A 20728-nucleotide genomic window follows, 5' to 3' on the forward strand; every position below is an offset into this window, starting at 1 on the left:
CTGGGGGTTGCTCCTTGGGCCGGCTCGACGGGGTGTGTGTGACGGTCTGCGCGGCGGTGCGAGTGCACCGCCGCGCAGGCGTGTTCGGCCCCGCATTGCCGCCGGGGGTCCCGCCCTTCGTATCCGGGGTGATCTCTTGACACTCACACAGTTCCTGACGGACAGTCAGAAACCCTTGTCGGTGCGACGCCCGTACGCGAAGGAGAGGCCGCCGCCGTGCACCTCGCCCCCACCGAACGCCAGCAGCAGCTGCGCTCAGAACTGCGCGCGTACTTCCGCGATCTGATGCCGGGAGGGCCGCCCGAAGGCGACGATCTGGAGGGGCAACGCCGCCTGCTGCGGCGCATCGGGGCCGACGGCATGCTCGGCCTCGGCTGGCCCGTCGAGTACGGCGGTCAGGGGCGGGGCGCCGACGAGCAGTTCGTCTTCTTCGACGAGGCCTATCGCGCGGGCGCGCCGGTGTCGATGGTCACGCTGAACACCGTCGGCCCGACGCTCATGAAGTACGGCACGCAGGAGCAGAAGGCCTCCTTCCTGCCGCGCATACTCAGCGGCGATCTCGTCTTCGCGATCGGCTACAGCGAGCCGTCGGCGGGGACGGACCTCGCCTCGCTGCGTACGCGGGCGGTGCGCGTCAAGGATGGATCCGACGACGCGTGGCTCATCGACGGGCAGAAGATCTTCACGTCGAACGCGCAGAACGCCGACTGGATCTGGCTCGCCTGCCGCACCGACCCGCAGGCGCCCAAGCACCAGGGCATCTCGATCATCCTCGTACCGACGGCGGCGCCCGGTTTCTCGTGGACGCCGATAGAGACCGTGGGCGGGCTGACCACGACGGCGACGTACTACGACGGGATACGCGTGCCCGCCACGAACCTCGTCGGCGAGGAGAACGGCGGCTGGGGGCTCATCACCAACCAGCTGAACCATGAGCGGGTGGCACTCGCCGCGATCGGCATGCAGGCCGAGGACTTCTACGCGGCGGCCCTCGCCTTCGCGCGTACACCCGATCCGGTGACGGGCGAGCGTCGGATTGACGCTCCGTGGGTCCGTTCCAGACTGGCCGAAGCACGGGCACGGCTGGCGGCTACGCGCCTGGTCAACTGGCGTTTGGTGGGCGACGTGGGGGCGGGCCGGCTGGCGCCCGGAGACGCGAGCGGCGTGAAATTCATGGGAACCGAATCGGCCGTTGAGGTGTACCGGATATGTCAGGAAGTCACGGGCGGCGCGGGTCTGGTGAGAGCCGGATCGCCCGGGGCCCTGGCGCTCGGCACGGGCGGTGAGGGGGAGTTGGAGCGGATGAACAGGGCGGCGCAGATCAATACGTTCGGCGGCGGGGTGAGCGAGGTGCAGCGGGAGATCGTGGCAACGATGCGGCTCGGGATGCGGAGGGGACGGCGGTGAGCGATCTTTCGTACGAGGCGCTGAAGGTCTTCGAGGGCAGGGCGGCCGCGACCTCGGGCGTGGGCAAGGACCGGGTCAACGAGCCGATGATCCGGCACTGGTGCGAGGCGATGGGGGACGCCAACTCCGCCTACTCCGGGGCGGATCCGATCGCGCCGCCGACCATGCTCCAGGCCTGGACGATGGGCGGGCTCTCCGGACACCAGGGGCGCTCGGCCGCCCACGACGAACTGTTCGCCCTGCTCGACGGCGCGGGCTACACATCGGTGGTCGCCACCGACTGCGAGCAGGAGTATCTGCGGCCGCTGCGACCGGGGGACGAGATCACCTTCGACGCGGTCATCGAATCGGTCTCGGAGCGCAAGACGACGAAGCTGGGCACGGGCCACTTCGTCACGACGCGGATGGATGTCAGGGCGGGCGGCGAACCGGCCGGGACCCACCGCTTCCGGATCCTCAAGTACGCACCAGCGCGGCGCAAACCGCAGGGCAGGCGACCTCGCCCGGTCATCAACAGGGACAACGCCGGATTCTGGGAGGGCGTGGCGCGCCACCAGCTCCTGATCCAGCGCTGCGGTGACTGCCGGGCACTGCGCTTCCCCTGGCTGCCGGGCTGCAATGCCTGCGGATCGCTGGAGTGGGACACGGTCGAGGCGAGCGGCCAGGGCACCGTCTACTCGTACGTCGTCATGCACCATCCGCCCTTCCCCGCCTTCGATCCCCCGTACGCCGTCGCACTCATCGACCTGGCGGAGGGTGTGCGCATGGTCAGCAATGTGGTGGGCGTGCCCAGCGACAAGGTGCGGATCGGGCAGCCCGTCCGGCTCGAATTCCAGCGGGTGGACGAGGAGTTGGAGCTTCCGGTGTTCCGGCCCGCCGAGGCCATGGAAGAGGGTGGGGTCTGACATGGACTTCACACCCACGGACGAGCAGACGGCCGCGCGGGAGCTCGCGGCGGAGATCTTCGGGGATCTGTCCACGCCCGATCGGCTCGCGGCGGCGGGGACGGGATCGGACGCCGAGCTGTGGAAGGCGCTGTGCGCCGCGGGGCTGCCGGGTGCGGTGGAGGACGTCGGGCTGCTGGGGCTCGTGCTGCTGCTGGAGGAGCAGGGGCGGGTGACGGCACAGGTGCCCCTGGCGGCGAGCTGTGTCTACGGCCTGCTCGCCGTGGCGGTCCATGGCACGGAGGAGCAGCGGGGGCGGCTGCTGCCGGGGCTGCGGGACGGCACGGCGGTCGCCACCGGGGCGTTTCCGGCGGGCGGTGGCGTGGTGGTGGCGTCCGCGCAGGAAGGTGCGACGGGGTCGTTGGAAGGGCAGGCGGGGTCGCTGGATGCGCCGATGGGATTGCCGGAAGGGCCGACGGGATCGACGGAAGCGCCGACGGGGTTGCCGGAAGGGCCGACGGGTTCGCTGACCGGAGCGGTGCCGTGGGTGCCGTGGCTGCGGGATGCCACACACGTCCTGGTGGCCGTGCCGGATCGCATACGGCGGGGCGGCCACAGCCTGTGGATGGTGCGGGTGGCCGACGCGGCGACCGAGCCGGTCGAGCTGACGGCGCCCTGGGCGGCCGGGCGGCTGGTGCTCGACGGGACTCCCGGGGAGCGGATCGGCGGGGACGGGGCCTACGCCGATGTGCTGGCGAGTGCGCGGACGGCCTTCGCGGGGCTGCAGGCAGGTGTGTGCGCCGGATCGCTGGCCCGCGCGGTCGCCCACACGAACGAACGGGAGCAGTTCGGCCGGCCACTCGCGGCCAAGCAGGGGGTCCAACTCCGGGCTGCGGACGCCTATATGGACACCGAGGCGATACGTGTCACGGCGTACGAGGCGGCTTGGCGGCGCGACGCGTCGTTGGCGTACGGCGAGCATGCGCTGACCGCGGCGTGGTGGGCGTCGGAGGCGGGCAAGCGGGTCGTGCACGCGGGCCAGCATCTGCACGGAGGCATGGGCGCCGACCTTGACCACCCCGTGCACCGGCACTTCCTGTGGGGGCGCCAGCTGGACGCGTATCTGGGCTGCGGGAGCGAAGTCCTCGCGGAACTGGGCGACTTGATCGCCGAGGAGGAGTCGGTATGAGAGGAGGCGGTGAGATGAGCGGGGGTGAGGAGATGAGCAGGGGCGTTGGGGTTCGCGTGGGCGACAGGCTGCCCGAGCTCACCATCCCGGTGACCCGGACGCTGATCGTCTCCGGTGCGATCGCGTCGCGGGACTACCAGGACGTGCACCACGACGCGGTGGCGGCGCAGGAGAAGGGGTCCCCCGACATCTTCATGAACATCCTGACCACGAACGGCCTGGTCGGTCGGTACGTCACCGATCATTTCGGGTCCGGCGCCGTGCTCCGCAAGGTGGCGATAAGGCTCGGGGCGCCCAACTACCCGGGGGACACAATGGTGTTCACGGGCTCCGTCGAGCAGGTCGAGGGCGACACGGCCACGGTCAAGGTGGTCGGGGCCAACGGCATCGGCAAGCACGTCACCGGGACGGTCACGGTCTCGGTCACGGCGCCGGCTTCGGGTGGCGCGTCGGCGGGAGGCACGGCATGAGCGTGCGGACGCGCGATCGGCTCGGCGGGAAGGCGGCCGTCGTCGGCATCGGGGCCACCGAGTTCTCCAAGGACTCGGGGCGCAGCGAGCTCAGACTCGCCGTGGAGGCGGTGGGCGCGGCACTCGACGACGCGGGACTCGGGCCCGGCGATGTCGACGGCATGGTCACGTTCACGATGGACACCAACCCGGAGATCACCGTCGCGCAGGCGGCCGGGATCGGGGAGCTCTCCTTCTTCTCGCGTGTCCACTACGGAGGTGGCGCGGCGTGCGCGACCGTCCAGCAGGCGGCGCTCGCGGTGGTGAGCGGAGTGGCCGAAGTGGTGGTCTGCTACCGGGCGTTCAACGAACGTTCGGGCCGCAGATTCGGCTCGGGGGTGCAGCATCGTGAGCCGTCGGCGGAGGGCGCGGCGCTCGGCTGGTCCCTGCCGTTCGGACTGCTGACTCCCGCGTCGTGGGTGGCGATGGCGGCCCAGCGCTATCTCCACACCTACGGCCTGACTCCGGATGCCTTCGGCCATGTCGCGGTCACCGACCGGAAGTACGCGGCGACGAACCCCGCGGCCTACTTCCACGGCAAGCCGATCACCCTCGCCGATCACGCCGAGTCCCGCTGGATCGTCGAGCCGCTGCGGCTCCTCGACTGCTGCCAGGAGACCGACGGCGGCCAGGCGATCGTCGTGACGAGCGTGGAGCGGGCCCGGGATCTGCCGCATCCGCCGGCCGTGATCACGGCGGCGGCCCAGGGTGCGGGGCGGGCGCAGGAGCAGATGACCAGTTTCTACCGCGACGATCTGAGCGGGCTGCCCGAAATGAGCGTGGTGGCACGGCAGTTGTGGCGGAGCTCGGGTCTGGCGCCCTCGGACATCGACGTGGGCATTCTCTACGACCACTTCACGCCGTTCGTGCTGATGCAGCTGGAGGAGTTCGGCTTCTGCGGGCCGGGTGAGGCGGCCGGCTTCGTCGCGGAGGAGCGGCTGCCGCTGAACACGCACGGGGGACAGCTCGGGGAGGCGTATCTGCACGGGATGAACGGGATAGCGGAGGCGGTACGACAGGTGCGCGGCACGTCCGTGAACCAGATACCGGGCGCCGCGCGCACCCTGGTCACCGCGGGCACCGGGGTCCCCACATCGGGGCTGATTCTGGGGTCGGACGGCTGAACGCGCGCGTGTCCCGGACGGGGTGCGCGACCTTGGCCCTTCACTCGGCGTATGCGCTGCCAAAAAACGATCATGGGACTTGTCCTCGCTCTCGCCCTGACCACGCTGGCCCTGTGCGCGGTGCCGACGGGCGCCACGAGCAGACCTGACGGCACGTCGGAGGCCGGGCGCGGCCGGGCGGCCGCCAGGGTGTCGACCTTCCACGGGCGGGGCTTCGACACCTGCCACACCCCGCCCGTGGGCACCATGCGCCGCTGGCTGAGCTCCGACTACCGAGCGGTGGGCGTCTACTTCGGAGGCCGGGGCCGGGCGTGCAAGCGGCAGGCCCATCTGAGCCGCGACTGGATGCGTGCGGTGCGGGGGATGGGCTGGCGGGTGCTGCCGCTGTACGTGGGGTCGCAGTCCCCCTGTGTCATCGCGAAGAACAAGCAGGGCGTACGCATCGGACGGAACGCCTGGAGGCAGGGGACGGGCGAGGGGCGCGACGCGGTCAGCAGGGCGAAGGCGCTCGGGATGCTGCGGCACAGCGCCCTCTATTTGGACATGGAGGCGTATGGATACCGGAACGAGAAGTGCGCGCGCACCACGCTCGCCTTCGTGCGGGCGTGGGACCGGGAGGTGCGAAGGCGGGGGTATGTGCCGGGGTTCTACAGCGGCGCGGACTCCGGGGTGCGGCACATGGAGACGGCGCGGCGTGCGGGGGTGCGGGACCTGCCGGCGGTGATGTGGTTCGCACGCTGGCACGCACCCCGGCACCTGTACCGTGAGCCCGCGCTGCGGCGGGACGCCTGGCGCCCCGCGCGTCGCATCCACCAGTACGCGGGGAACGTACGGGAGCGGCACAGCGGACGTTCCCTGATGATCGACCGGAACCTCGTGCACGCGCCGGTGGCCCGGATCCGCTGAGGACCGTCTCAGGGATGAACCCTCAGGGGTGCGCTCTGTCTCCTCCACCTTCAGGAGGTGGGGCTACCACCCTTCCTACAACCTGAGGCGGACACCGCTTCGGGACCTGCGGCCGATCCGCTGAAGTAGGGGGCGCTTCTAGCGTGGAGCCATGACCGTATCCATGGTGCCCATGTGCACCAGCGCATCGAAGGCCGCGACGCGGACGGCGAGTCCTTCGGCGTATCCGTCGTTCGCGTCCTACGTACGGGCACGTCAGCCCGTGTTGCTGCGCACCGCACGCTCGCTGACCGCGAATCCGAGCGATGCAGAGGATCTGCTGCAGACCGCTCTCACCAAGACGTATGTCGCATGGGACCGCATCGAGGACCACCGTGCCCTCGACGGCTATGTGCGCAGGGCCCTGCTCAACACCCGTACTTCGCAGTGGCGCAAGCGCAAGGTCGACGAGTTCGCATGCGACGAGCTGCCCGAGCCCGAGGTGACGCCGGTCGGGGATCCGGCGGAGCAGCAGGTGCTCCGGGACGCGATGTGGCGCGCGATCATGAAGCTGCCGGCGCGGCAACGGGCGATGGTCGTCCTTCGGTATTACGAGGATCTCAGCGAGGCGCAGACGGCCGAGGTGCTCGGGGTCTCCATCGGCACCGTCAAGAGCGCGGTGTCGCGTGCGCTCGGCAAGCTCCGCGAGGACCCGGAACTGACGCCCGTCAGGTGATCCATGCTGCTCCGCCGGACCTTTCTTCTCCCGGACTAGTGACATACCGTGCGGTATGCGGCAAGAATCTGGCGAGCCCTACTGCCAGGTAGGTCATCCGGGAGCCGCCCCGGATGAATGCCGCGCGCCCACCGGGAGGACGCCGTGCTGAGCACGATGCAGGACGTACCGCTGACAGTCACCCGCATCCTTCGGCACGGGACGACCGTGCACGGGTCGTCGCAGGTCACAACATGGACGGGCGAAACCGCTCCACAGCGGCGCAGCTTCCGCGAGATCGGTGAACGCTCGGCCCGGCTGGCGCACGCGCTGCGCGAGGACCTCGGGGTCGTCGGCGACGAACGCGTGGCCACCTTCATGTGGAACAACGCCGAGCATGTCGAGGCCTACTTCGCGGTCCCCTGTATGGGAGCCGTCCTGCACACCCTCAATCTGCGGCTGCCCGCCGACCAGTTGACCTGGATCGTGAACCACGCGGCCGACCGCGTCATCATCGTCAACGGCTCCCTCATCCCCCTGCTCGCGCCTCTGCTCCCGCAGCTGCCGACCGTCGAGCACCTGGTGGTCTCGGGCCCCGGCGACCGCGCCCCGCTGGCCGGAGTCACCGCGCAGGTGCACGAGTACGAGGACCTGATCGCCGGTAAGCCCACGGTCTACGACTGGCCCGAGCTTGACGAGCGCACGGCCGCCGCCATGTGCTACACCTCCGGCACCACCGGCGACCCCAAGGGCGTCGTCTACTCGCACCGCTCCATCTATCTGCACTCGATGCAGGTCAACATGAGCGAGTCGATGGGGCTCACGGACGCGGACACCACCCTCGTCGTCGTCCCGCAGTTCCACGTCAACGCCTGGGGCCTGCCGCACGCCACGCTCATGGCGGGCGTGAACATGCTGATGCCGGACCGCTTCCTGCAGCCCGCGCCGCTCGCCGAGATGATCGAGTCGGAGCGGCCCACGCACGCGGCCGCCGTCCCCACCATCTGGCAGGGCCTGCTCGCCGAACTCACCGCGAAGCCCCGTGACGTCAGCTCCCTCGGCCAGGTCACCATCGGCGGCTCGGCCTGCCCGCCCTCGCTGATGGCGGCGTTCGACAAGCTGGGCATGCGGGTCTGTCACGCCTGGGGCATGACGGAGACCTCCCCGCTCGGCACGGTGGCCCGCCCGCCGGCCAAGGCGATCGGCACCGACGAGGAGTTCAGCTACCGCCTCACCCAGGGCCGCTTTCCGGCCGGCGTCGAGGCGCGCCTGGTCGGCCCCGGCGGCGAACACCTGCCGTGGGACGGCGAGTCGGCGGGTGAGCTGGAGGTGCGCGGCCCGTGGATCGCGGCGGCGTACTACGGCGGGGCCGGCGAGGACGTGCTCAAGCCCGAGGACAAGTTCAGCGCGGACGGCTGGCTGAAGACCGGTGACGTCGGTGTCATCACCGTCGACGGATTCCTGACCCTCACGGACCGCGCCAAGGACGTCATCAAGTCGGGCGGGGAGTGGATCTCCAGCGTCGAGCTGGAGAACGCGATCATGTCCCACCCGGATGTCGCTGAGGCGGCGGTCGTCGCCGTCCCCGACGACAAGTGGGGCGAACGCCCGCTCGCCACCGTCGTGCTGAAGGAGAACGCGAGCGTCGACTACCTCGCCCTGCGCGACTTCCTCGCGGGCACCATCGCCAAGTGGCAGCTGCCCGAGCGCTGGGCGATCGTGCAGGCCGTGCCGAAGACGAGCGTCGGCAAGTTCGACAAGAAGGTGCTGCGCAGGCAGTACGCGGAGGGGGAGCTGGACGTCACCCAGCTCTGAGCCGGGCGCCGGGTGCCGGGTGTCGAGTGATGCCCGGCAGCCCCAGGCCTGACCCGGCCGCCGAACGACCGCACGGCACCGGCCCCGCGCGATACGCCGCTCTCACGTGGAGCGGCGTATCGCCGTGACCCAGCCCAGGGCCAGCCACACCGTCGCGATGACGCACACCCCGCCCCAGCCGCCGTGGGTGAAGGCGGTCCCGGCGAGGGCCGAGGCCAGCGCGCCGCTCGCGAATCCGCCCACCACATAGGCGGTGTTGGCGGTGGCGGGCAGGCTGGTGGCGGTCAGCGCCAGGGTCTGGTTGGCGACATGGCTCGCCACGAGCGCCGCGTGGATCAGGATCCCGGCCGCGCACAGCGCCCACAACTGCCGCCCGCCGAGCCAGAACAGCGGCAGACAGACGGCCGCACCCGCATAGGCGGTCGCCGTCACGCGCGCCGCCCCGAACCGGTCGACGAGACCGCCGGCCAGCGGCGCGACCACGGTCGCGGAGAGCCCGAGGAGGCCGAAGAGTCCCGCGGCGCCCGTCGACATGTCGTACGCATCGCTCGTGAGGAGCAGGGCGAGCGAGGTCCACACCGCGCTCCACGCGCCGTACATCCCGCCTTGGCGCAGGCAGGCGCGGCGCAGCTCGGGCGACTCCTTCAGGACTTGGGGCAGCCGGGCAAGACCGGCCAGGGCCGGACCGCTGTGCCGCGGCCGGGTCTCGGCGGGCAGCAGGGCGGCGGTGACAAGACCGAGCACCAGGGTCAGCGCGGCCGCGCCCACGAAGACGACGCGCCAGCCGTGCGCCTGCGCCACGAGACCGCCGAGCACCCGCGCGGCGACGACCCCTGCGAAGAGCCCGGCGATCACGGCAGCCACATGCCGGGCCCGGCGGTCGGCGGGTGCGCGCTCGGCGACGAGCGGCACGAGGAGCTGCGGTATGACGCTCGCCGCGGCGGCCACGAACAGGGCGCAGGCGAGCGCGACGGGTCCCGGGCAGACGGCGGCCGCGCCCATGGCCAGGGCGGCGACGGCCGACAGTATGCCGACGAGGCGGCGGCGGTCGGCCGTGTCGCCGAGCGGGGCGAAGAACAGCAGCCCCGCCGCGTACCCGAGAAGGGAGACCGAGGCGAGCCAGGCCAGGGCGGAGGGTTCGCTGCCGAAGCCGTGCGCGATGAGGGGCAGCAGGGGCGCGGCCAGGTAGATGTTGGCGACGGTCACCGCGGTGCAGACCGCCACCACGGCGAGCAGCAGCCCGGGCGGGACGGCGCGTCCGGGCGGGACGGCCCGCCCGGACGGTGCGTCCGCGTCCCGGGCGATCACAGGCGTCCGATTCCTGGTGTCTGAGGGCGGCATGAGGGGCGGCATGAGGGGCATGACTCCTTGCGTCAAGCGACAACCAACTGGTTGGTTGGAAAAAGTCTGCGCCCGTGACCAGCGCGCTGTCAAGCAACCAACCAGTTGGTTACCCGAAAGGATTGGCTACCCTGTCCCCATGGCAGTGAGAGACCCCGAGGCCACCAAGGCCCGGATCTTCGAGGCGGCGGTGGCCGAATTCGCGCGGTACGGCATCGCGGGTGCCCGCATGGACCGCATCGCGACCGAGGCGAAGGCCAACAAGCAGCTCATCTACGCCTATTTCGGCAACAAGGCCGAGCTCTTCACGCAGGTCCTCGAGAAGCGCATGCTCGACATGGCGATCAGCAACCCCGTCGACGCCGACGACATGGACGGCTGGATGGACCGGCTGATGGACCACCACGCCGCCCATCCCGAACTGCTGCGGCTGCTCTTCTGGGAGGGCATCGAGTACGGCACGGACGAGCTCCCGGACGAACGGGAGCGGGCCGACCACTACGACCGGAAGGTCGCCGTGCTCGCCGACGCTCAGGCCCGCGGCGTCATCAGCGACGAGATCCCGGCCGCCCACCTGCTGTTCATCGTGGTCGCGCTGGCCGGCTGGTCCACGGCCGTACCGCAGATGCGGCGGATCCTCGTCGGCGACGAGCAAGCCGACAAGGAACGGCTGCGCGCCAGCATCAAGGCCGCGGTGCGCCGCATCACCGCCTGAGCCCCGGGCGACTACCGCTCGAGCCCGGGGGCCTACCGCTCGAGCCCGGGGCGCCGGGACGTTAGTTCGTGCCGATCTTCGCCAGCAGATCCACGATGCGCCCCTGCACCTCGCCGCTCGTCGAGCGCTCCGCGAGGAACAGCACCGTCTCCCCCGCCGCGAGCCGCGGCAGCTCCGTCTCGTCGACGGCTGCCGTGTAGACGACGAGCGGGGTGCGGTTCAACTGGCCGTTCGCGCGCAGCCAGTCGATGATCCCGGCCCTGCGGCGACGCACCTGCATCAGGTCCATCACCACCAGGTTCGGCCGCATCTGCGCCGCGAGCGTCACCGCGTCGGCGTCGCTCTCGGCCCGCGCCACCTGCATCCCGCGCCGCTCCAGTGTCGCGGTCAGGGCCAGCGCGATCTCCTCGTGCTCCTCGATGAGCAGGACGCGCGGCGGGTGCTGCTCGCTGTCGCGGGGCGCGAGCGCCTTCAGGAGTACGGCGGGGTCAGCGCCGTACGCGGCCTCGCGGGTCGCCTGGCCGAGTCCCGCCGTGACGAGTACGGGAACTTCCGCGGCGACGGCGGCCGTGCGCAGCGACTGCAGGGCCGTACGCGTGATGGGGCCGGTCAGCGGGTCCACGAAGAGCGCGGCGGGGAAGGCCGCGATCTGGGCGTCGACCTCTTCGCGCGAATGAACGATGACCGGACGGTAGCCGCGGTCGCTGAGCGCCTGCTGGGTGGTGACGTCGGGCGCGGGCCAGACGAGGAGCCTGCGCGGGTTGTCCAGCGGCTCGGGCGGCAGTTCGTCGTCCATGGGCTGCGGCTGGGGCCGGTTGGCGACCTCGACCGCGCCGCCGGGACCGTCCAGCGGCTCCGGGCCCTCGTCGGCGTCCTCGTCCGGAGCGCCGATCGCGTACGCACGGCCCGCGCCCTCGGTGGCGGATCCGATACGGGACTGCGGCTGGGCACCGGGAGCCGCACCCGGAGTGGAGGCGGAAGCGGGAGCCGGAGCCGGAGCGGCCTGCGGATGCGCGCGCGCCGCCGTCTCGGGGCGCTCATCGGCGGTCGGCTCCGGAGGCGTGGACAGCCTGCGCCGACGACCGGAGCCGCCGAGAGTGTGCCCCTGGGCCGACGGCTGCGCGGGAGCCTGCTCCGGAAGCGGTCCTGCGGCCGGGGTGCCCGAGGCGGTGGCCGGAGCCGGAGCCTGGGGCGGCAGCGGCCCGGCAGCTCCGGACGCCTGCTTGGCCTGCCCCGTCGCGGACTTGGCCGGCCCCTGGGCAGCCTGAGCAGGAGCCTGCGGAGGCTGCGGCGCCTGCGGGATACGCGGACTCTGCGTGCCCTGCGGACTCTGCGGCGACGCCTGCTGGGCCTGGCCCTGCGCCGCCCCCGGCTGATTGCGCTGCTGCTCGGCGATCTGCTGGCCGAACGGCACGCCCTGCCCGAGCGTACGCACGCTGATCGCGCGCCCCTGCGTCGAGTTGGGGTCGCCGGGCGCGGCGGCCTCGGCGGGCAGCGGCTGCGCGGCACGTGCCTGCGTCCCGCGCTCGGGCGGCAGCGCGACGCCCCGGCCGGGTGTCGGAACACCCTTGGCGGCAGCGGAAGTTCCTTCGCCGTACGTGGTGGCCTGCGTGGGCACACCCGCGGCCGGGGTGCTCTGCGCGGCGGCCTCCCCGGCAGGCGCCGAAGCAGGTGCAGCCGCAGCGGGAGCAGCCGAAGCAGCCGCAGCCGAAGCAGCTGCAGCCGGCGCCGCTGCCGGACGCGACCGTCGGCGTCCCGTCGGCGCATCCGCCGGGTGCGGCTGCGGCGGGGTGTGGTCGTCGCCCGGGTGGTGCAGCGCCGCCTCGTGCTGCCCGGTGTCGTCCTGGTCCGCCGTGGCGGGCGGCAGCGCGAACACGCGCCCGCTGGGTGCCTCGTCGGCGGCGGCCCGCTCCTTGGCGGCGGCCAGCGCACGGCGTCGACGCCCGGTCGGACGCGGCGCGGCCTCGCCGGACTCACCGGCAGGCGCACCCGCGACGGCAACAGCGGTACCGGCCCCCTCGGCGGCCCCGGCATCCTGCCCACCGCCCGAAGGCAACGCGGGCAACGCCAACTGATCACCGTCACGCCGCGCACGCCGCCCCGAAGCCGAAGCCCTCGGAGCCGTCGCGCCCGCGGGAACGGGAACGCCCTGCGGCGGCACCGTCTCCCCCAGCGCGGCGGACCCGGCCGCATGCTCGGCAGCGGTCACCACCGAGCCGACGGCGCCCACGGACTCCACAGCACCCGCCGACCCACCGGCACCTTCAGCCGCACTGGGCCGAGCACGCCGCCGCCCCGTACCGCCAGAGCCAGAGCCGGAGCCGGAGCCAGAGCCGGCGCCGATGCCGGTTCCGGAGCCGGAAGTCCGCGCCCCCTCGCCCTGCGCAGCCGCACCGGCCACCTCAGAAGCACCCGGCACCCCAGCCCCAGTGGCAGCAGCAGCGGCAGCCTCAACACCCTGCCCAGCCTCAACACCCTGCCCAGCCTCAACACCCTGCGGTGCCTCAGCCGCACGCCGCCCCCGACGCCGCCCGGTCCCACCGGACGCAGCCACGCCCGCGGAGGAAGATCCCCCCGATGTGCCGTCGCCAGGAACTCCACTCTCCAAGAACGAGTCCACCGAAGGCCCGGAAGCCCGCCGGGCCCGCCGCCGCCCGCCACCGGACGTGGTGGCCGAGGCCTGCTCGGGCACGGTGACCCCTGCGCCCACCGAGGCATCGGCGGCCTCGGGAGCAACAGAAACCGCATCGGCAACAGCCCCGGCCCCCGCCCCGATAGGCACCTCAAGCACATACGCGCTGCCGCTCATCCCCGGCACTTCATGCGTCTGCAGCACGCCTCCGTGCGCCCGCACGATGCCCCGCACGATCGGCTCGTGCACCGGGTCTCCGCCGGCGTAGGGGCCCCGCACCTCGATGCGTACGACCTCACCGCGCTGAGCCGCGGCCACGACGATCGTCGAGTCCACGTACCCACCGGCGGCCGGGGCCGAAGCGCCCGCGCCCGCCCGGGCGTTCCCCGTGGCGTCGATCCCCGCGACGTCCGCGACCAGGTGGGCCAGTGCCGTGGCGAGCCGCCCCGGGTCGACCTCGACCTCCAGCGGCGGCGCGTGCACCGCGAACTGCGCGCGGCCGGGCCCGATCAGCTCGACCGCGCCCTCCACGCCGTTCGCGACGACCGCGTCGAGCATGACTTTCGCGCACGAAAGCTGATCGGCACCCGAGTCGAGCAGCTGGAACCCCAGCACATTGTCGACAAGCGTGGTGATCCGCGCGTACCCGGCCGAAAGGTGATGGAGCACCTGATTCGCCTCGGGCCACAACTGCCCGGCGTCATCCGCCGCCAGAGCCGAAAGCTCGCGCCGCAGCTCGTCCAACGGGCCCCGCAACGACGAGCCGAGCACGGCGAGCAGCTGCTCGTGCCGGGCGGCAAGAGCGTCGTACCGCGTCTTCTCGCGCTCGGTCAGTTCCTCGAACCGGTCCTTCTCGCGTTCGGCGAGCGCCGCGTACCGCTCCTGCTCGGCCGCGGCCTCCTCGGCGCGCTGCTCGGCGGCGGCGGCCAGTTCGGCGGCGTGCCTCTCGGTGGCGGCCCGCAGCTCCTCCGTGCGCCGTTCGGTCGCGGCCCGCATCTCCTCGGCGTGCTGCGCGAGCGCGGCCTCGTGCTCCTCGGCAAGGGCGTCGTAGGGCCGCCGGTCGGTGAACGTCATGACCGCGCCGACGAGCTGGTCGCCGTCCCGCACCGGAGCCGTCGTCAGGTCGACCGCGACCCGGTCGCCGCTCTTGGACCACAGGACCTGCCCGCGCACCCGGTGCTTGCGCCCCGAGCGGAGCGTGTCCGCGAGCGGGGATTCGTCGTACGGGAAGGGCTCGCCGTCAGCGCGCGAGTGCAGCACCAGGTTGTGCAGCTCCTGCCCGCCCAGATCGCTGGCCCGGAAGCCCAGTATCTGCGCGGCGGCGGGGTTGACGAGAACGACCCGCCCCTCGGTGTCGGTCCCGACAACACCCTCGGCGGCGGCGCGCAGGATCATCTCGGTCTGCCGCTGCGAGCGCGCGAGTTCGGCCTCGGTGTCCACGGCGCCCGAAAGGTCGCGGACGACGAGCATGAGCAACTCGTCGCCGGTGTAGCCGTAATTGTCGTAGGCGTCCCGGATGTCCTCGAGGTTCGAGCTGGTGACCTCGACCGGGAACTCGCTGCCGTCCGTGCGCCGCGCGGTCATCCGCTTCGGCTTGGTGCGCCCGCGCTCGTCGATGGAGTCGGGCCTGCGCATCGATCCGGGAATCAGCCGGGAGTCGAACTCCGGCAGCAGATCGAGCAGCCCGCGCCCCACGAGGGCGGTGCCCGGCGCCTCGAACGCCTCAAGCGCGATCGCGTTCGCGTTCACGACGGTCCCGTTGGCGTTGACGAGGACCAGCGCGTCCGGGAGCGCGTCGAGTATCGCTGCGAGGCGAGCAGCGCCTCGGGATGGCCTGCTGCTCACGACGACGCTTCCTCCCTGATTACTGCTGCTTGCCGACCCGCTCAGGCCATCTTGCCCCTCGGCCCGTGGCGTGTCACGGGAGGGAGTCTACGGGGAGTGGTTGTGCGTGCGAGGCCGGATGAGAGGGAGGTCGCACGCAGAAGATGTGAGCGGGGAATGAAGACGGGTGAACGCAAGGCCCTCTTGAGCTAGGCCGTGACCTCGGGCAATACCGGTACGAGCCGGTCCCAGCGGCCGATCTCGCAGCCGTTGCTGCGGTCGAACTTCGCGTCGACGGGCCGCCCGTTCCAGGTCCCGGTGATGTGCGCGGTGGCGGGCCCGCCGTACTGCATGGTGCAGATCGAGTCGGCCGGCACGGGTGCGAACCTGTCGCTCCCCCATGTCCCCTCGTCGAGCTTCCCGCACGCCTTCGCCGGGTCCCGGTGCGTGCCGCCCGTCGGGTGGCATTCCAGCTTGTACGTTCCGTCCCCCGCGCCTCCCGAGCCGGTGACCTTCACGGTGAGCCGGTCGGGGGTCGGCTCCGTGAGCGGCGTCAACAGGTGCAGCGGGCCCATGTCGGCGTGGGCGGCGGCGGGCACGGCGCAGAGCGCGGCGACGGACGCGGCGGCGGTGAGGGCGATGCGGCGCAACATAACGGGGCTCCACTGGGTGCGGGGTACCGGGTACGCGAACACGTACGGGCTCTACGGCTTCTAACGCCGCCCGGTGCGCGACGTTGCGGGCGCGCGGGACGCTTTGCCCTGTGGGCCTGACCACTAGTACCGTGGAGTCCGCGATTGGTGACACACCGCTCGGCTGTGTCATCATCTGCACGCACCCCTCGCGCTCGCGCAGGTGTGCAAGCTGGAGGCGTCGCCTAGTCCGGTCTATGGCGCCGCACTGCTAATGCGGTTTGGGACTTAAATCCCATCGAGGGTTCAAATCCCTCCGCCTCCGCTTCATGATCCGAAGCCCCGGTCCTGCTGGACCGGGGCTTCGGTGTTTCCTCGCCGTGAAGCACGTTTCCGCAGGTCGCAAGGGGTGCGGCAAACGGATTTCACATGGCGGCGGCGGTCATGTAATGTTCTTCCTGTCGCCGCGAGCGGGCCGAAAGGCCGGGGAGCGAAGACAGACAAAAGAAAAATCAAGCACTCGTAGCTTAACGGATAGAGCATCTGACTACGGATCAGAAGGTTGCAGGTTCGAATCCTGCCGAGTGCACAGCAGACCAGAGGCCCCGACGAGAAATCGTCGGGGCCTCTGGCTTTTGCGGTGACGGCGGTCGTTGACGGCAACCGTCCTACTAGAGTCTGGGCGCCGTCCGCACTATCTGGGGGAGTCATGACGAGCAGGTTCACCGAGTTGACCGTTGACTGCCATGATCCGGAGGGGCTCGCGGCCTTCTGGTGCGCGGTCCTGGACTTCACAGTGATCGACCGGGGCGAGGGCAGGGTCGAGATCGGCTCCTGGGTGCCGACCGTCGAGGACATTCGGGCCCGCCAGATGCCGCCGACCCTGCAGTTCATCCAGGTGCCCGAGGGCAAGACCGTCAAGAACCGGCTTCACCTCGACGTCAGCCCGATCGACGGCAGCACCGAGGACGAGGTGACCAGGCTGCTCGCCCTCGGCGCGACCACGACGGACGTGGGCCAGGGCGCAGACCGGAACTGGGTGGTCATGGCCGACCCCGAGGGCAACGAGTTCGACGTCCTGCGCACCCTGGCACCGCAGAAGTAGGCCGCGAGGGGGCACCCGCACCATGACTGGACCAGAGTCCGTCGCCTGGCCGCCTGCCCCGATCGAGACCGAGCGGCTGGTGCTCCGCGAGTCCGAGTCCCGGGACCGTGCGGCGTTCATCGAGCTGTTCGCATCGCCAGAGGTGGGCACCTACCTGGGCGGCCCTCGACCGCGTGCGGAGCTCGAACGCTCAGTCCCTGAGGTGCCCGGGCGGCGCCCCGGCCTTTTCGTGATCGAGGTCGACGGAGCGATGATCGGCACCGTCGAGCTCAACCGGCGCGACGCGGAGCGTCGGAGCCATGTCCGCCCGGATGCCGGGGAGGCCGAACTCGGCTACCTGCTCCTGCCGGAGGCATGGGGACGCGGGTACGCCGCCGAGGCGTGCGCGGCGGCGCTCGACTGGTTTGCCGGCGCGCTTCCCGGTGAGCCGGTGGTGCTCTGCACCCAGACCGCCAACGACCGCTCGATGCGCCTCGCGGCGAAGCTGGGGTTCACCGAGGTGCAGCGGTACGAGGCGTGGGGCGCCGAACAGTGGATGGGTGTGTGGGTCTCGGGCACGCCGTCCGGCGAGTGATCGCGGCCGTCGGCGATCACCCGGACCGGCCGTCGAGCCGCCGCCCCGTGATCGTCAGTGTGATCGCCAGCACAGCTGAGGCATTGGTCAGCGGAGTCACGTATTCCGCACATAGCGTGATCAACGACCAAGTAAGTCCTGCTTTATTGGAGGATCGATGCGCAAGGTTTTGACGGGGAAGCGCAAGCTGGCGGTCGTGGCGCTGACGGCTGTGGCCATCGGGCTGCCGGCCGTGGGTGCGGTCGCGGGGGAGATCAGCGGGAGCAGGCTTCCGTTCTCCATAGCCACCGCGGGCAGCAAGGAAGACGGTGACCGCTGGAAGGGCAAGAGCAGCGGTCACGCCAAGGCCTGTGGCGATGTGCCGGTGAACGACACCCGGACGTTCAGCGCCTACATCTACCAGGACAAGAGCTTCCGCCCTGACCCGCAGATCGCCGGCACCTCCCGCAGCTACAAGCAGGGGTACGGCTGTGGTGGCTACAAGGGCACCAGCACGGGTGGCAAGTACTACACCAAGGCCACCTGGGCCGGGATCCCCGGCAGCCGGGCCTACGGTTACGTGAACGCCCAGAACTGATCAGTAATCAGGATCAGTAATCAGGAATCAGGAATCACGTGACCAGTAGTAACAGCGCTGCCGCGGCCGGCTCCCAGCCGGTCGCGGCGGTCGCGGCCGTGACCGTCCGGTATGGGTCCACGGTCGCCCTCGATGACGTTTCCCTTGAATTCCCCTCCGGGGTCACCGGGCTGCTCGGGCCCAACGGGGCGGGAAAGAGCACCCTGTTGTCGCTGTTGAGCACGGCGCGCAGACCCAAGTCCGGCTCGGTCAGCCTCCTCGGGGACGAGGCGCCGGGGCGGGCCAGGGTGCAGCACATCAGACAGCGGATCGGGGTACTTCCGCAGTCCTTCGGGTTCTATCCCCGCTTCACCGTCCTGGAGTTCACCGAGTACGCGGCCTGGCTGCGCAAGGTGCCCGCCGCCCGGCGCCGTGAGCGGGCCCGCGAGGCGCTGCGGCTCGTGGAGATGGAGAAGCACGCAGGGAAGAAGATGGGGGCCTTGTCCGGCGGCATGCTGCGGCGCGTCGGCATCGCCCAGGCCATGGTCAACGAACCGTCTCTGGTGCTCCTCGACGAACCGACCGTCGGCCTCGACCCGGCCCAGCGCGTCGGATTCCGGGGTCTTATCCGGGAGTTGGGCGAGCGGTCCGCGGTCGTGATGAGCACCCATCTCGCCGAGGACGTCGCCCATGTGTGTGATCGGGTTGCCGTGCTCCTGGAGGGTTCGGTCCGGTTCACGGGGACGGTCGGCGAGTTGTGCGCACTCCCGGACGGGGGCGTGGACGGCACGGACGTCGACGGGGGAGCCGTGGAAGCCGGGTATCTGCATCTGGCCGGTACGGAAGCGGTGGCGACCTGATGCGTGTGCTGCTGACCGAGATGCGGCGCGGCGAGGCCAAGTGGGCCGCAGCGCTCATGGGCGCGATCGGCGTGTACTACTTCACCGCCGAGAGCCCCGCCGAAAGCGACTGGATCGGCTGGTGGACCCAGACCAGCCTGCAGGTCCAGCTCTACGCGGTGATCGTGATGGGCTCGGTGATGAGCGCCGCGGCCGCCTGGGGAGCGGGCCGCGCCTTCCGGCACCGGACGCGGGTCTGGGCGGACACCGCGGCCCGCGGCGGCTGGGCGCAGGCGCTGCTGCTCTGGCTCGCGGTGTGGCTGTGGGCGCTGATCGCGTACGCCGTGCTGATTGCTGTGGCGTTCTCGCGGACCGCTGGGGTGAGTGAGGTCGGCGGGCCCTCGTGGACGCCGTTGTTGCTCGGGGCCGCGATGCTGGGCCTGGAGATCGCCGTGGGCGTCGCGATCGGTTCGGCGCTGCCGTCCCGTGTGGTCGCGCCCTTCGCGGGGATCTTCTGGTACGGGCTTTTTGTCTTTGTGGCGTTTGTTCCGGACACCCCGCTCGACAAGCTCTTTCCCGCGATCGACGAGTTCTGGAGTTCGGAGTTCGAGCCGAACACCACGCGCATGCTGATCGCCGTCGCCTGGTGTCTGGCCTTCGGTCTGCTCCTGACCGCGCTGCCCGCGCTGCGGCGCCGTGCCGCGCTCGCGCCGCGGCCCCTCGCCCTGGGGGCGCTCGCGGTGGCCGCGCTCGTCGCGGGCGGCACGCTGGTGGGCTTCCGTACGCCGGTACCGGATTCGTACTGGGCGGTGCGCAAGGCCCAGCCCGCGCAGCCGCTGTGCGCCACCAGCGGACGTACGAAGGTGTGCCTGTGGCCGGATGACCGCCATCTGCTGCCGCAGGCCAAGGGCGCCGTGCGGACCGTCGACGAGCGGCTCGGCTTGCTGAAGGGGCTCAACCGCGCCTTCTACGCGACCGGCCTTGACAGGCCCAAGGGTCACACCGCCGAGCTGTCCCTGATGACGCCCGCCGAGACCGAGGCCGACCTGACCGACGCCCTGTTCGCGGCCTCCCTGCCGCAGCCCGCAGCCACGGACTGCGAGCCGCCGGTGCTCAAGGAGACCGGCGGCTACCCGGGCACGTTCCTCTTCGAAGCCGTCATCCGTGCCCGCGCCGGCGCGCCGAGCGACTACTACGGAGAGAAGTTCGGGCGGGCCCTGGAGCGCATCACCAGTGCCCCGCGCGAGAAGCAGGACAAGTGGATCGAGGCGGCGGCGCACGACATCCGTGCCTGCCGTGCGCTTCCGGAGCTGCCGCGGTGACCCCTGTGCGGACCCTCCTCGCGCCACGGAGTCCTCAGACGTGGGCCGTGCTCGCCTTCGTACGCTGTCGGGGCCTGCCCCGGGCCACGGGCGTCGCGCTGATCGTCGCCCTGGTGGCGACCGCGTTCGCCGGGCAGCGGATGGCGGTGCCCGAGTTCCGCTATCTGGTCGACTTCAGCGTGCCGGTGGCCGAGGTCGTGCCGATGGCCCACGCGGTGATCCTCGCGACCACGCTGTTCTCGCCGATGGCGGACCTGGAGCAGACGTCGGCCCAGCCGATGATCCGCCACCGGGGCCTGTACCTGGTGGTGCTGCTCGCCCTCGCGGTCGGCCTGAGCGCGCTGCCGCTGCTCACCGGGGCGACCGCGGAGGTGTTCGGCTCCGCGGCGCGCAATGTCGTCGGCTATCTCGGCCTCGGCATGATCAGCGCCCGGCTCTTCGGCAGCGGGCTCGCCTGGCTGCTTCCGCTCGGCATGTTCGGGCCCACGCTGCTGCTGGGCGTCGACAGCAACAACACGCCGGAGTCGTGGGCCTGGTCGCTGCATGCGTCGTCCAGTACGTCGGCTGCTGTCGTGGCTGCGGCGCTGTGGGTGATTGGCGTGGCCGCGGCTGCCACCGGGCGGCCCCGTCAGACGGAGCGTGCGGAGCAGTAGCGCTCCG

General features: G+C 71.3%; 18 protein-coding genes and 2 tRNA genes. 17 read left to right on the forward strand and 3 right to left on the reverse strand.

What is annotated here, in order from left to right; genetic code table 11:
- The first annotated feature begins 216 nt into the window (after positions 1 to 216).
- The 8 genes from AB0G47_RS32280 to AB0G47_RS32315 all read left to right on the forward strand — a co-directional run bounded on the left by AB0G47_RS32280 (position 217) and on the right by AB0G47_RS32315 (position 8528).
- Positions 217 to 1407, forward strand: coding sequence for an acyl-CoA dehydrogenase family protein (locus AB0G47_RS32280; RefSeq protein ID WP_360777246.1), 1191 nt, complete (start codon positions 217 to 219; stop codon positions 1405 to 1407).
- On the forward strand, positions 1404 to 2312 hold the full coding sequence (locus AB0G47_RS32285) for a bifunctional MaoC family dehydratase N-terminal/OB-fold nucleic acid binding domain-containing protein (RefSeq protein ID WP_360777248.1): 909 nt from the start codon (positions 1404 to 1406) through the stop codon (positions 2310 to 2312). Before AB0G47_RS32280 ends, AB0G47_RS32285 begins: the two co-directional genes overlap by 4 nt.
- A gap of 1 nt (position 2313) precedes the next feature.
- Entirely contained in the window at positions 2314 to 3480 is a 1167-nt protein-coding gene (locus AB0G47_RS32290) for an acyl-CoA dehydrogenase family protein (protein ID WP_360777250.1), read from the forward strand.
- Positions 3481 to 3494: 14 nt separating this feature from the next.
- Positions 3495 to 3950: a MaoC family dehydratase gene (locus AB0G47_RS32295; RefSeq protein ID WP_360777252.1), complete on the forward strand. Its 456-nt coding sequence runs from the start codon at positions 3495 to 3497 to the stop codon at positions 3948 to 3950.
- Positions 3947 to 5113, forward strand: a complete 1167-nt coding sequence (locus AB0G47_RS32300) for a lipid-transfer protein (RefSeq protein ID WP_360777254.1) — start codon at positions 3947 to 3949, stop codon at positions 5111 to 5113. The genes AB0G47_RS32295 and AB0G47_RS32300 overlap by 4 nt, the downstream gene beginning before the upstream one ends.
- A gap of 72 nt (positions 5114 to 5185) precedes the next feature.
- The gene (locus AB0G47_RS32305) at positions 5186 to 6019 is read left to right on the forward strand and encodes a DUF1906 domain-containing protein (protein WP_360777256.1); all 834 of its coding nucleotides are present in this window, start codon (positions 5186 to 5188) and stop codon (positions 6017 to 6019) included.
- Between the two features lie 151 nt (positions 6020 to 6170).
- Positions 6171 to 6734 carry a SigE family RNA polymerase sigma factor gene (locus AB0G47_RS32310; RefSeq protein ID WP_209446289.1) on the forward strand — a complete coding sequence of 188 codons (564 nt, stop codon included), beginning with the start codon at positions 6171 to 6173 and terminating at the stop codon, positions 6732 to 6734.
- A 144-nt stretch (positions 6735 to 6878) separates the two neighbouring features.
- Entirely contained in the window at positions 6879 to 8528 is a 1650-nt protein-coding gene (locus AB0G47_RS32315) for a long-chain fatty acid--CoA ligase (RefSeq protein WP_360777258.1), read from the forward strand.
- A 102-nt stretch (positions 8529 to 8630) separates the two neighbouring features.
- Here AB0G47_RS32315 and AB0G47_RS32320 read toward each other — a convergent pair whose 3' ends face one another.
- Entirely contained in the window at positions 8631 to 9767 is a 1137-nt protein-coding gene (locus AB0G47_RS32320) for an MFS transporter (RefSeq protein ID WP_360777457.1), read from the reverse strand.
- Positions 9768 to 10008: 241 nt separating this feature from the next.
- On the opposite strand from AB0G47_RS32320, the gene AB0G47_RS32325 reads away from it, so the two are divergent.
- Positions 10009 to 10584 carry a TetR family transcriptional regulator gene (locus AB0G47_RS32325; protein WP_360777260.1) on the forward strand — a complete coding sequence of 192 codons (576 nt, stop codon included), beginning with the start codon at positions 10009 to 10011 and terminating at the stop codon, positions 10582 to 10584.
- 61 nt (positions 10585 to 10645) lie between these two features.
- On the opposite strand, the gene AB0G47_RS32330 is transcribed toward AB0G47_RS32325, so the two are convergent.
- Positions 10646 to 15061 (reverse strand): PAS domain-containing protein, encoded by a 4416-nt coding sequence (locus AB0G47_RS32330; protein ID WP_360777262.1) that lies wholly within the window; start codon positions 15059 to 15061, stop codon positions 10646 to 10648.
- 188 nt (positions 15062 to 15249) lie between these two features.
- Positions 15250 to 15693: an SSI family serine proteinase inhibitor gene (locus AB0G47_RS32335; RefSeq protein ID WP_360777264.1), complete on the reverse strand. Its 444-nt coding sequence runs from the start codon at positions 15691 to 15693 to the stop codon at positions 15250 to 15252.
- A 213-nt stretch (positions 15694 to 15906) separates the two neighbouring features.
- On the opposite strand from AB0G47_RS32335, the gene AB0G47_RS32340 reads away from it, so the two are divergent.
- From AB0G47_RS32340 to AB0G47_RS32375, 8 genes are all read left to right on the forward strand, one after another.
- Positions 15907 to 15997 (forward strand) — tRNA-Ser (locus tag AB0G47_RS32340).
- Between the two features lie 191 nt (positions 15998 to 16188).
- Positions 16189 to 16261 (forward strand) — tRNA-Arg (locus AB0G47_RS32345).
- Between the two features lie 120 nt (positions 16262 to 16381).
- On the forward strand, positions 16382 to 16777 hold the full coding sequence (locus AB0G47_RS32350) for a VOC family protein (RefSeq protein ID WP_360777266.1): 396 nt from the start codon (positions 16382 to 16384) through the stop codon (positions 16775 to 16777).
- A gap of 22 nt (positions 16778 to 16799) precedes the next feature.
- A complete protein-coding gene (locus AB0G47_RS32355; RefSeq protein WP_360777268.1) occupies positions 16800 to 17351 on the forward strand; it encodes a GNAT family N-acetyltransferase in 552 nt (183 codons plus the stop codon).
- Positions 17352 to 17508: 157 nt separating this feature from the next.
- Positions 17509 to 17928 (forward strand): hypothetical protein, encoded by a 420-nt coding sequence (locus tag AB0G47_RS32360; protein ID WP_360777270.1) that lies wholly within the window; start codon positions 17509 to 17511, stop codon positions 17926 to 17928.
- A gap of 38 nt (positions 17929 to 17966) precedes the next feature.
- Positions 17967 to 18767 (forward strand): ATP-binding cassette domain-containing protein, encoded by an 801-nt coding sequence (locus AB0G47_RS32365; RefSeq protein ID WP_360777272.1) that lies wholly within the window; start codon positions 17967 to 17969, stop codon positions 18765 to 18767.
- Positions 18767 to 20068, forward strand: coding sequence for a hypothetical protein (locus tag AB0G47_RS32370; RefSeq protein ID WP_360777274.1), 1302 nt, complete (start codon positions 18767 to 18769; stop codon positions 20066 to 20068). The genes AB0G47_RS32365 and AB0G47_RS32370 overlap by 1 nt, the downstream gene beginning before the upstream one ends.
- Positions 20069 to 20115: 47 nt before the next feature.
- Positions 20116 to 20721 (forward strand): hypothetical protein, encoded by a 606-nt coding sequence (locus AB0G47_RS32375; protein WP_360777276.1) that lies wholly within the window; start codon positions 20116 to 20118, stop codon positions 20719 to 20721.
- Positions 20722 to 20728: the final 7 nt, after the last annotated feature.

It is taken from the genome of Streptomyces sp. NPDC021622 (assembly GCF_040640795.1).
Taxonomy (GTDB): domain Bacteria; phylum Actinomycetota; class Actinomycetes; order Streptomycetales; family Streptomycetaceae; genus Streptomyces.